We start from the raw sequence: 10,697 nt of genomic DNA, 5'->3' as shown, positions 1-10,697 counted from the left end.
GCGCCATCCCCGTAACTACCTGGCCTTCCTCGGACTCGCCGCCGCCCTCTGCTGCTACAAACGCCTCCTCCGCCTCACCACATAGGACACGGTCTTAGTGTCTGGGAGCTATGAGACTGATCGAGATGGAGATCGCCCGGCAGGACTGGAAGGGCATGCAGTGCGGGTGTGGCAACACGGCAGAACACCTTGCCGGGTATCTGCTGCAGCTTGCAGGGCTCGGGCCCGAGGGGAGGCCGATCCATGTCAGCTTCGAAGAGCACGTCTGGTCGCCGGCGGCGCTTTGGGAACCGGCGCCTGCGGTGACGTCTGTTGCTCTGGCTGCCCTCGCGGACGACGTGGCTCCGATAGCACGCGTGTTGTTTCTCGACCTCCTGCACCGCATGGTCGCGGGAGAGGGGACGGAACTTCCGGAGCGTTGTCGGTCCCTTGCCACGCAGGGCATTTGGCTCCTCTACGCAGAGGTGATGTCGAATCGGCAGCCTGGTGCTGCCGGCGACGCGTTCGAGATTCTGACGGTGATAGAGCCCGACAGAGGTCGCCTTCAGCGGGTTCGTGAGATTGCGGCCGAGTGGCTGCCCGTGTGCTGTCGAACCGGTCTGTGCGATGACGAGTTTGAAGGGTTTGATCGGATGTGATGCAGCTGCCCGCAGTCGCGAAGGTGGCGGGCAGCCCGACGGCGTAAGGCCGGCCGGCGACAGCTTGCTGTTCGGCGCGTGCTCGGGTGGTGGCGAGGCGGTAGGAGCCGGTACCCGGCTCGAACCGAGACCCGCGGCGGCACAGCGTCGGTCAGCTCGAACAGCGCGTCGGCGCGGGCGGTCAGGCAGTCGTAGAAGTCGGTCCGGAACCGGGATGACACGGTCAGGGACCCGACGCGGACAGCATCCTGCAGCAGACTCACCTCACGGCCTTGGCATGATCGACAACGCACACGATCACACCAAGGCTGCGTCGCTGTCCGGAAAAGGTGGAAACGCTCCTGGTGCTGGCAGGAGACCTTCAGGCACAGACCAGTGATGTGCGGATTCGAGCGAGGCCGCGCAGGACCTCGTCCCGATTATTCGCGCGCTTGATCCACAGTGGCAGACGGGCGACCAACGTCATCTTCTGCCCGCTGTCGTACCAGGGTGCTCGTTCGAGTAGCGGCGCTTGGACCCGTGTCGAGTCTCAACTTGGAGCCACAACGGCACGCCGAAGTATGGATCAGCCGCTGGCGCGGCGGTGCCCCGGGAGAGGGCGACAGCACGGCCGCTCCACAGCCGTGACAAGCCGCAGCAACGGCAGACCACACGCCTTGAGAACTCCTAACGGAAAGCCCTCGCGGTCTCTTCCGACTCCTCCTGTTTTGGTCCGGCGGCGTAGGCCAGCGGGGGTGCGATGGCTTGGGCATCGGCTCCCTCGGCGACCCAGAGCCCGATGAAGAGTGCGGCGGTCGCTTCCAGGAGTCCGGCTCGTTCGAGACCGCCGCCCGCCACGGGTTCGCAGCCGACATGCCGCACCAACTGGCGTACGAGCGTGAGGGCTGTTGCGTCATCTCCACAGACCGGAACTGCCAGTGGCCGCTCGTCGAAGATGGGCGGATTCATGCGCCATACGTCCTCGTGGCAGAGATTGAACGCCTTGACCACATGAGTTCCCGGAGCCGCCGCGGCCAGTTGCTGTGCGGCCGAGAGACCGCCCTGTGTCTGTAGCAGGAAGCCCGGGCCGACAGGATTGGAACAGTCGATCAGCACCTTGCCGTCCAGTGGCGCCCGCAGTTCCCGCACCACGCTCGTCCCCGCGCCGAAGGGCAGCGCGGCCAGCACCACCTGACCGAACTCGGCCGCCGCGCGCAGACTGGCAGGTTTCGCGCTGCCCCCGAGGCGTGTCGCGAGCCGCTCCGCCTTCTGCACGTCCCGCCCTCCGACGACCACGTCGTGCCCGGCCCGCACCCAGTGGGTGGCGAGCGCGTCCGCCATGTTGCCCGTGCCCAGTACGCCGATTCTCATCACGCATTCCCTCCCAGGACCTGCTCGGACCGATCGCAACGACGCTAGTGCGCCCGTCGGGCACCATTTGGTACGTGACGACCGACGCCTTCCTCGCCGACTGCCGTGCCCGCCTGGCTTTCGACCTCCTGTCCAACACCTGGAACGCCGTCGTGCTCTGGGCATTGCGCGACGGTCCCAGACGCCCGGTCGAACTTCGCCCACAGATCGGGGGAATCAGCTCCAAGGTCCTCACCCAGACGCTGCGGCGCTTGCAGTCCAACGGATTGGTGGAACGGCAGTCGTACCCCGGAGCACCGCCGCGCGTGGAGTACCAACTCACCTCCCTGGGGCGCACCTTGCTGGCCCCCATCGATGCTGTCGGAGCATGGGCGTTCGAGTATGGCGATGAGCTCATGGCCGCCCGGGAAGCCGACTGTGCTGCCACCATCCGGTCCTCCTCAGAGTGATCGCAGACGCCGGCAGCAGATGAGTGCGCAGCCAGGAGTGAGGAAGGCTTCGTGGATGTCGTCGTGGATGTCGTCGCGGATTTCCCAGCGGATTCGCAGACGGCGGAACCCGTGCCGGTGGGCGAACGTACGCATCACGACTCAGCGTTGAGAGCCCAGCCCGGACCCGTGCTCGATGCCGCGGCGGGCGATCAGCGGCTTCACGCCGAGATCCCAGGCCAGGCGGTACTTGTCGTGGTCGTAGCCGCGGTCGCCCAGGACCACGTCGGGGCGGCGCCGGGGCCGGCCGCGCTTGCCGCGTACCGGCGGCACGGCTTGGAGGAGCGGGATCAGCCGGGTGGCGTCGTTGCGGTTGCCGCCGGTCAAGGTGGCGGCGAGCGGTATGCCGCCGGCATCAGTGATCAGGTGTCGACTTCGCGGTTTCGGCCGAGCCACCCCGCATCCCCAGATCAACGGTCCGGGAGTGGTCCCACCACCTCGAAGGTCATTTCGTCAGCGGTTCTCAACACCACCTGATCACCGACGGCAACGGCACACCGCTGGCAGTCATCCTCACCGGCGGGAACCGCGGGCGGCGTCACCCGGCTCCTGCCGCTGCTCGACGCGCTCCCCGCCGTCCGCGGCGGGCGCGGGCACCCCCGCCGAAAGCCGGACTCGCTGTTCGCCGACCGCGGCTACGCCCCCGACATCTACCGCGACCAGGTCCGCGCCCGCCGCATCGTGCCGGCCATCGCCCGCCGCGACAGCCGACACGGCACCGGCCCGGGCACCTGCCGCTGGGTGGTCGAACGCACCTTCGCCTGGCTCCACGGCTTCAAACGACTCCGCATCCGTTGGGAACGACGAGCCGGCATCCACGAAGCCTCCTTGAGCTCGCCTGCTGCCTGATCACCCTGCGACAGATCAACTCGTCGTGTGAGCCACTGTCAGCGCAACACGTCGCGCAGGAGTCTGGCGTTCTGCACGATCTGGCTCGATCCCTTGCGCGCGGCCACCTCGTCGACCTCGGGGATGGAGCCCTTGGCCCCGGAGTGGGAGGCGCACTCGGCGGCCAGTGCCAGGATCGCTCCAGCTCCGTTGACCGGTTTGTCGCGCAGCAGGGCCGGCAGGGCGGCCTCGAGTATCGACCAGACGGTCGCCCAGGCGCCGGTCTCGGCCGCGGCCCGCAGTGCGGCGGTGGCCCGGGTGTGGGTGCTCGCGCCGAGCCGCAGCAGGGCCTGCCACTGCCCGGCGAGCAGCCCTGGGTCCAGCTGTCCCTGCGCGGCGAGGACCAGGAGGGCGTCCACCACCGCGTCCGCCTCCTTCGGGTTCCCGCCGAGCCGTCGCGCGATCTGCCAGTGCGTCGCGTAACCCGCAGGGCCGTGGGTTTCCATCAGCCACGGGAGCGCGCGCTGGTGGGTGGTACCGAGACGCGCGGCCATTTCGTCGCGGTGGTGCGGCAGTTGCGCGAGCCAGAACGGAGCCGCCCAGGAAGTGCACCAGCCGTGGGGGCTGAGGAGGGCCGCGGCGACCGGCGGGAGAGGCAGGTCGTGGTCGATGCAAGGGACGGCGGGTTCCCACCATCCTGGTTCTGCACCGGTCGGGTGGTCGTTCGGCCACTTCTCGGGCGTCGTGTCCCGGTGGGGGACGCCGCCCTGGTTCAGCCACCGTGCCAGCAGGCGGCCCGCGTCGGAGTGGAGTGCGCCCGCCGTCTGCCGTACCTGCTCGTCGTCCGTGGGGGTGACCCGGAGCAGGGCCTGGGCCAGGTCGACGGGTGCGGGGATGACGCCCAGGCTCTCGAACTCGGCGATGCGCTCCACCAGGGTGGCCGCGTCCACCGCCCCGTTGGCCCGGGTCGGCAGGGCCAGCAGACAGGGCTGTGTGCCGGACTCGATCAGGTCGATCGCCTCGCTGAGCCGCGCCTTGAGCATGTCGCCCGGTGAGTCGGGTGTCCCGGCGTAGTAGGTGAGGAAATTGGTGTGTTCGTGACGGAGGTGGATGTGCCATATTCGCGGCTTGTCGCCGCGCACCGCGGTCACGACGTCGTAGATGTCGAGCTGCGCGTCGGCCGGCGACCAGCTCCAGTACCAGTTGTCGTCCGGTTGGTGCAGCTTCTTGCGCACGACCGGTTCGAGCGCCTTGGACAGGGTGCTGCGGTCGAGGCGTGCGTGCCGGACGAGGCCGTCGAGGGCACGCTCGAAGGCCACCACGTTGTCGGGGTCGGCGAGCGCCACCGCGACCTGGGGGGCGACCTCGGCCGTCGTGGCGACCGGGTGGACCGGTGCCGGCTCGGGCACGTCCGGCAGGACGTCCGGGAGCACCTCGCCGGACGGCCCGGCAGACCCTCCCGGGGCGTTCTGCTCCGGCAGGCCGAACATCTCGGTGGCGCGCGGGGTGAGAGCGGGGGTGAGAAAGGCCGCGGCCTCGCGCAGGGCGCACAGCACCTCCTGGTCACCGTCGTGGACGGCCGCCCTGCGCAGGTGACGGGCGACCAGGTCGAGGGCGCTTTCCTGGAGGCCCACGTCGGGATGCTGGAAGGCGAGCGCCATGTCGGTCAGGAGCCTGCCGGTGTGGGCGGCGTCCCGCTTGGCCGCCCGGTTCAGCCAGGCGAGCTGGGCGCGGACCAGTTTCTTCTCGGGACGCAGCAGGACGCGTTCGCTGATCTCCGTGAGGACGTCGGCCTCGACAAGCCCCGCCTCGTCAAGGCCGATGAGGACTTCCTGGCCGTAGGCGGCGACGGGTGACGACAGGTCGAGCATCGCGACGTGGTCGCGGAGCAGGGGCGCGTTCTCGGCGGGGGTGAGGGCAAGGGCCCGCAGGTACGCGAGCGTCGGCGCGGTCGCCGCAGGGGTGCCGTCCTCCAGCAGCCGGGCGGTCAACGGCTCGGCGAGTGCGCGGCGTTCGCGGGACACCGAGGCGTGTTCCGCCGGAGTGAGCGCGAGTTCCGTCAGCGCGACGGTGGCGTCGAGTCCCCCTGCCGCGTCGTCGGACAGGAGGGCGAAGATGCGCGGGACCAGTGCGGCACGGTCGACCAGGCCGTCGCCCTCCGTGGAGAGGCTGATGAACACGCCGAGCCTGGTGTTCTCCCGCACGTGCTGTGAGCCGTGCTTCTTCACGAGGTGGTGGAACATTTCCACGCCACCGACGGAGATGTCCGGCCGGTCCACGACCAGCGGGAGGAGCTTCGGCGTCAGCCCGTCCGCGCGCAGCCGCGCCAGGAGGCTGTCGCCGGGCAGGCCCCCGCCGCACAGGTGTGCGGGAGGCTCGCTGTTCCAGCCGCGCCAGCTCAGCCAGCTCTCGATGAAGCCGTCGGAGGTCGGGACAGGGCAGCCCGTGCTGTGGACGAGGTGGTCGAGGAGGTCGAACCTGACGGTTTTCCCGGGCGTCGAGCGCTCCGCGAGCCGGGCGACCAGCTCGGCTCGCCAGGCGGCGGGGTAGAGGTCGACGACGTCGAGTATCCAGGCACCGCGGCGGGGCAGGTAGAAAGTCAAGTGGTGTTCGCGCAGGATCCAATCGGCCGCGGCCACCGGGTCGGTCCGGCAGCCGAGTTCGGCGGCGAGCTGGGCGTCTCTCTCCCCCGCGGGACAGGCGTGCCAGCCTTCCGGCGTCTGTGCGCGCCGGTCCTCCAGGGCTTCGACCTGCGCCGCCCGCTCGTCCGGGGTCAGCGCGGCGAGTTCCCGGAGTACTCCCTCGACGTCGCCGGCCTCCACGAGGTGGATCAGTGTCATCGTGCCTTCTCCGCTCGTGCCGTTGCTGTTGCCGCCGTCGCCGTCGTGCCTCCCGCGGCGGTTTCCGCTTCCCTGTCCGTCTCCCTCCCGCGCACCATGCCCGCTGCGAGCACGTGCTTGCACGGTCCGCGCCCGCCCTGGTAAAGCGCCCACCAGAGGCAGGTACAGGTCGCCCGCCCGGCGTCGTCCGCACCGACCATGTGCGCCTGGTCGTCCTTCCCGACCCAGGCGAGCGCGCCGTCGAGCCGGACGGCGCCTTGGTCCACCAGGGCCCGCGCCCCGCGCAACCGGGGGTTACGGGCCTCCGCGTCGCCCGCCGACCAGGGCAGGTGGCGGTGGAAGTACGCCTCTTCGGCGAGGTCGTAGCCGATCTGCCCCGAGGTCCCGAGCACCGTGAGCGCCGCGCGGACCCGCTCGAGGGTCAGGCCGGCCTGGGCGGACAGGACGGCCATGTCGATCTTCGGCTCCCAGGCGAGGTGTTCCGCCACTCGTTCCGCGTCTCGCGTGACGGGTCCGGTGGCGAGGTCGTCGAGGACGCCGCCCTCGCCGGAGAACCCGCGCGACGCGCTCTGGGAGAGCAGCAGCGTCAGCCGCATGCCGGGCAGAGCGACCTCCCAGGCGACGGCCGTCTCAGCGCCCTTGGCGGCCTCGGGGGCGTAGAGCCGCACGCTCGTCGCGTGCCGCAGCACGGGTGTCAGCCCGGCCAGCCGCTCGGCGCCGGGCAGGCACACCGCACCGCGGGCCGGCCTGCTGACGGGTCGCAGGGTGTGCCCGGTGGGCACCACCCAGCGCGTGGTGCGGGCACCGGAGCCCAGGGTGAGGCGCGGCAGGGACCGCAGGACGGCGGCCGCCTGCGCGGGCGCCACCTCGGCGCGCGGCACCAGCCCGGCCCCGAGCACCTGGGCCTCGGCGAAGCCGCGCAGCCAGCGCTGCGGGAGCGGGACCTTCTTCTCCACGAACCGTCCGTCGAAGGTGGTGGCCTCCACTCCCTCGGGGCCCACCCGCAAGTGCAGCGGATCCAGGCCGCCGAGCTTGGCGAGGGCCTGACGGAGCGGCACGTTGATGTCGACGTTGGTGGTGCCGTGGCCGATGTCGTCGCCGTCGAGGCCGGGGGCGAGGACGTCGAGGCGCGCGTAGACGCCGCAGCAGCCGGAGAAGGACTCCACGCGCAGCCGGTCGCCGTTGGCGGTGACGACCGGGTCGAGAAAGGCGGCGGAGCGCGGCCGGTAGTAGCGGGTGGCCGCGACGTCCGCGACAGCGAGCAGCGCCGACGCCGCGGCGGTCGGCGCGGTCAAGAACCCGTCGAAGAACCGTGGGTTGGCCGCCTCGCCGGCCGGAGTCGCACCACCCGAGGTCTCCAGGGCGAGGCTTCGTCCGGCGGCGGATTCCCGCACCGCCGACGCGTCGAGGTAGGTGTAGGACTGGGTCGCTGAGATCACGCCCGCACGCTACCGGCCGGCGCTGACAGCGATCTCCGTGACGGACCGACTGCCGCCGCGCGCACGGGCGCAGCCCGGTCACCTCCCCGGCACCGGCCGCGGGCCGGACCGGCGTGCTGTGCGAGTTCCGCGCAACGGCGTCACCGGCCCGGATCGCCCCCCGGCCGAGGGTCTGGTGCCCGATCGGGTGACGTCTTGACCTGTCGCCCCACCCTGCACCAGACCCTCCCCGCGGCCTTCGCGCCGAGCTCGTGTGTTCCTTGGCCGGACCACGTGCTCAGCCGAAGGCCGCCTGTGCGTTGAGCAGTTACCCACCCGAGTGATCACGTACGCGGCCTCGTTCGGACACCGGGGTCAAGCCGGGCGGTGTCCTCCATGGCTGGTCGGGCAGGCGAGCGCCCTGGCCTGGGCCGCTCTCCTCGGCGTCAGGCTTCTCCAGGGCGTCGAGCGCACCGGGATCCAGCTCCGTGTGAGCAGAGTCGTCATTGACCGGGACCCGACGCCCCCTTCCGCCTCCCTCCCCGGAGCGGTCCACCAGCCGCGGCCGCCTTCTGCCGGTCGCCGCGCCCTGCCACCGGGGCCCGCCACCGGGGCCCGCCACCGGTGTCGGAGGGCCGGCGGTCCAGCACGCCGGAGAGAACGGCGAAGCCGAGACCGAGCGCGGCCAGAGCGGCCCCGACCAGGTTGGGGGCGGTGTACCCGTCGCCCTTGCGGATGACCAGCCCGCCGAGGGACGCCCCCAGCGCGTTGGCGACGTTGAACGCCGACAGGTTCAGGGTGGCGGCCAGCGTCGGGGCCCCGGCTGCCTTGTCCAGGATGCGCATCTGAAGGACGGGCACCGTCGCGAACCCGAACATGCCGAGCAGGAACAACATCACGGCCGCCAGCAGTTTGACGTGCGCGGTGACAGCGAAGACCGCCAGTACGAGGGTGAGGCCGGCGAGGAACACCTGGAGGGCGGGCAGCAGTCCCCGGTCGGCGTACCGGCCGGACAGCGCGTTGCCCGCGGTCATTCCCAGCCCGAACAACACCAGCAGCGGGGTCATGGCAGTCGCCGAGTAGCCGGCGGTCTCGGTCATCATCGGGGTGACGTAGCTGAAGGAGGCGAAGACGCCGCCGAAACCGGTCGTGGTCACGGCCATCGCGAGCCACACCTGCGGCCGGCGCAGCACCGCGAACTCCGCCCCGATCCGCACGTCCTCGGGGCGCGGTCGCCGCGGCACGAGCAGCGCGACCCCGGCCAGCGCGACGCAACCCAGCGCGGCTATGGCCCAGAACGACGCCCGCCAGCCCGCGTGCTGTCCCAGCAGCGTGCTGCCCGGGACCCCGGCGACGTTGGCGAGGGTGAAGCCGGCGAACATCACCGACATGGCCCTGGCCCGCCGCTCAGGAGCGGCCAGCTCCGCGGCCACCACGGCACCGACCCCGAACAGCGCGCCCTGCGGGGCTCCGGCGAGAAAGCGGGCGGTCATCAGGAGCCCGTAGGTGGGCGCCACAGCCGACAGCGCGCTGCCCACGATCAGTAGCCCGGTGATGACCATCAGCGTGGTGCGGCGCGGCAGCCGAAGGGAGAGCAACGTGAGGAGGGGCGCTCCGACGATCACCCCTACCGCGTACGCGGTGATCAGCCCGCCCGCGGCGGGGATCGACACCCCGGTGTCGTGCGCGACGTCGGGCAGCAGGCCCATGATCGCGAACTCGGAGGTCCCGATGCCGAAGGCGGCGAGGGCCAGGGCGAACAGTGCGTGGGGCATGGAAGGTCTTCCTGTACGGTGCGAGCTGCGGGCTCGTCCCATGGTGTCCGCGCTCGACCGCACGACGGGAGCTGCGGAAACGACGCTCCTGGTGAGATTGCCGCCATGCAGCGGATTGGCATCCTGGTCTTCGACCGGATACGGGTCTTCGAGTACGCCGTGGCAGCGGAGGTGTGGGGCATCGACCGCACGGCCCACGGGGTGCCGGCCTTCGACGTCCTGGTCTGCGGTCCGCGGGAGAGTCCGGCCCGCCTCGCGCCCGGTCTGCACTGCACGCCCGACCACCCCCTGGAGGCCCTGTCCGGCTGCGACCTCGTGGTCGTCCCCGGCGTCGAGGACGTCCAGGCCCCCGTCCGTCCCGACGTGCTCGCCGCGCTGCGCGCCGCGCACCGGGCGGGCGCCTCGCTCGTCGCGCTCTGCTCCGGCGCGTTCGTCCTGGCCGCGGCGGGCATCCTCGACGGACGGCGGGCCACCGCCCACTGGCTGGACAACGACGAACTCGCCCGCCGCTACCCCGCGGTCTCCGTCGAGCCCGGCCTGCTGTTCGTCGGAGACGGACCCGTCTGGACATCCGCGGGCACCGCTGCAGCCATCGACCTCTGCCTGCACCTCATACGGGAGGACCACGGCGCCGCCGTCGCCGCCGAAGTGGCCCGCACCATGGTCGCCGCGCCTTTCCGGGCCGGAGGCCAGGCGCAGTACGCCCCCGCGCCGGGACCAGGCCCCGACAGCCGGACCGACGTGATGGCGCACGTCCGCGCCCACGCCTTGGAGGATCTCGCCCGCCCGTGGACGGTGCGGGAACTGGCCGCCCGCGCGTGCATGTCGGAGCGCACCTTCGCCCGCCAGTTCACCCGGTCGACCGGCGCGACCCCACTGCGCTGGCTGCTCACCCAGCGGGTCCTCGCCGCACAGCGCCTGCTGGAGATCAGCGACCTGCCCGTCGGCACCGTCGCCCGCCAGTGCGGCTTCGGAACGGCGCTCTCGCTGCGGCAGCACTTCACGCGCCACGTGGGTCGCACGCCCCACGCCTACCGGCTCACCTTCCGCAGGCGGACGGCAGGCGAAGGCGTTTCCTGAGGCCCTGAAAGAGTTCTCGGCCCGTCTTCGACGCCGACGCGGTACCACGCGAAATCCGCGTGATCGCGGACGACCTGTACTGCGACGCCGTACGGATCACCGGTGGCGACCCGCGGCGACTGGCCCTGGCGGCCCGGCACGCCGCCGACGCCGATCTGGAGATCTGGTTCTCCCCGTTCCCTTGCGAACTGTCCGCCGAGGAGCTGCCTGCCCTACTGCGCCGACTGCGCTGATCGCGCCGAAGAGGTGGGAGCGGACGTCTTCGTCGCCGGCTGCGCGT

The 10,697-nt window shown here is 71.3% G+C and carries 8 protein-coding genes and 2 pseudogenes; 5 read left to right on the top strand and 5 right to left on the bottom strand.

Translation table 11 applies throughout. The annotated features are described in order from the left end of the window. Positions 1-110: 110 nt before the first annotated feature. Complete coding sequence (locus tag ACH4SE_RS09175) at positions 111-638, top strand: hypothetical protein (RefSeq protein ID WP_398542659.1); 528 nt, start codon at positions 111-113, stop codon at positions 636-638. Between the two features lie 666 nt (positions 639-1,304). On the opposite strand, the gene ACH4SE_RS09170 is transcribed toward ACH4SE_RS09175, so the two are convergent. Beyond that, a complete protein-coding gene (locus tag ACH4SE_RS09170; protein ID WP_398542658.1) occupies positions 1,305-1,988 on the bottom strand; it encodes an NADPH-dependent F420 reductase in 684 nt (227 codons plus the stop codon). Positions 1,989-2,062: 74 nt separating this feature from the next. Between ACH4SE_RS09170 and ACH4SE_RS09165 the strand changes: the two genes are divergently transcribed. Further along, positions 2,063-2,437 (top strand): winged helix-turn-helix transcriptional regulator, encoded by a 375-nt coding sequence (locus ACH4SE_RS09165; protein WP_398542657.1) that lies wholly within the window; start codon positions 2,063-2,065, stop codon positions 2,435-2,437. Here ACH4SE_RS09165 and ACH4SE_RS09160 read toward each other — a convergent pair. Continuing rightward, positions 2,429-2,911 (bottom strand): annotated as a pseudogene (locus ACH4SE_RS09160) (transposase); the annotation flags it as partial. The gene ACH4SE_RS09165 and the pseudogene ACH4SE_RS09160 overlap by 9 nt on opposite strands. 23 nt (positions 2,912-2,934) lie before the next feature. Between ACH4SE_RS09160 and ACH4SE_RS09155 the strand changes: the two are divergent. Continuing rightward, positions 2,935-3,348 (top strand): annotated as a pseudogene (locus tag ACH4SE_RS09155) (IS5 family transposase); the annotation flags it as partial. 15 nt (positions 3,349-3,363) lie between these two features. Here the strand turns inward: ACH4SE_RS09155 and ACH4SE_RS09150 are convergent. From ACH4SE_RS09150 to ACH4SE_RS09140, 3 genes are all read right to left on the bottom strand, one after another. Further along, the gene (locus tag ACH4SE_RS09150; RefSeq protein ID WP_398542656.1) at positions 3,364-6,144 is read right to left on the bottom strand and encodes a DUF6493 family protein; all 2,781 of its coding nucleotides are present in this window, start codon (positions 6,142-6,144) and stop codon (positions 3,364-3,366) included. After that, complete coding sequence (locus tag ACH4SE_RS09145; protein ID WP_398542655.1) at positions 6,141-7,583, bottom strand: SWIM zinc finger family protein; 1,443 nt, start codon at positions 7,581-7,583, stop codon at positions 6,141-6,143. Before ACH4SE_RS09145 ends, ACH4SE_RS09150 begins: the two co-directional genes overlap by 4 nt. Positions 7,584-8,065: 482 nt before the next feature. Continuing rightward, positions 8,066-9,337, bottom strand: coding sequence for an MFS transporter (locus tag ACH4SE_RS09140; RefSeq protein WP_398542654.1), 1,272 nt, complete (start codon positions 9,335-9,337; stop codon positions 8,066-8,068). Positions 9,338-9,442: 105 nt separating this feature from the next. On the opposite strand from ACH4SE_RS09140, the gene ACH4SE_RS09135 reads away from it, so the two are divergent. Together ACH4SE_RS09135 and ACH4SE_RS09130 are read left to right on the top strand one after the other, a co-directional pair. Further along, positions 9,443-10,417, top strand: coding sequence for a GlxA family transcriptional regulator (locus tag ACH4SE_RS09135; protein WP_398542653.1), 975 nt, complete (start codon positions 9,443-9,445; stop codon positions 10,415-10,417). Between the two features lie 59 nt (positions 10,418-10,476). Beyond that, complete coding sequence (locus ACH4SE_RS09130; RefSeq protein ID WP_398542652.1) at positions 10,477-10,650, top strand: hypothetical protein; 174 nt, start codon at positions 10,477-10,479, stop codon at positions 10,648-10,650. The last annotated feature ends 47 nt before the right edge of the window (positions 10,651-10,697 follow it).

Origin of the sequence: Streptomyces sp. NPDC020983, from assembly GCF_044333485.1 — a bacterium.
Classification (GTDB): Bacteria; Actinomycetota; Actinomycetes; order Streptomycetales; family Streptomycetaceae; genus Actinacidiphila.
Note: the sequence above shows the minus strand (reverse complement) of the source record. Positions and strands in the feature narration are given on the sequence as shown.

Bases quoted from the DNA above. Each gene is read 5' to 3' on its own strand.
- ACH4SE_RS09150 (WP_398542656.1), bottom strand. From the start codon at position 6,144: ATGACACTGATCCACCTCGTGGAGGCCGGCGACGTCGAGGGAGTACTC.
- ACH4SE_RS09175 (WP_398542659.1), top strand. From the start codon at position 111: ATGAGACTGATCGAGATGGAGATCGCCCGGCAGGACTGGAAGGGCATG.
- ACH4SE_RS09170 (WP_398542658.1), bottom strand. From the start codon at position 1,988: ATGAGAATCGGCGTACTGGGCACGGGCAACATGGCGGACGCGCTCGCC.
- ACH4SE_RS09135 (WP_398542653.1), top strand. From the start codon at position 9,443: ATGCAGCGGATTGGCATCCTGGTCTTCGACCGGATACGGGTCTTCGAG.
- ACH4SE_RS09140 (WP_398542654.1), bottom strand. From the start codon at position 9,337: ATGCCCCACGCACTGTTCGCCCTGGCCCTCGCCGCCTTCGGCATCGGG.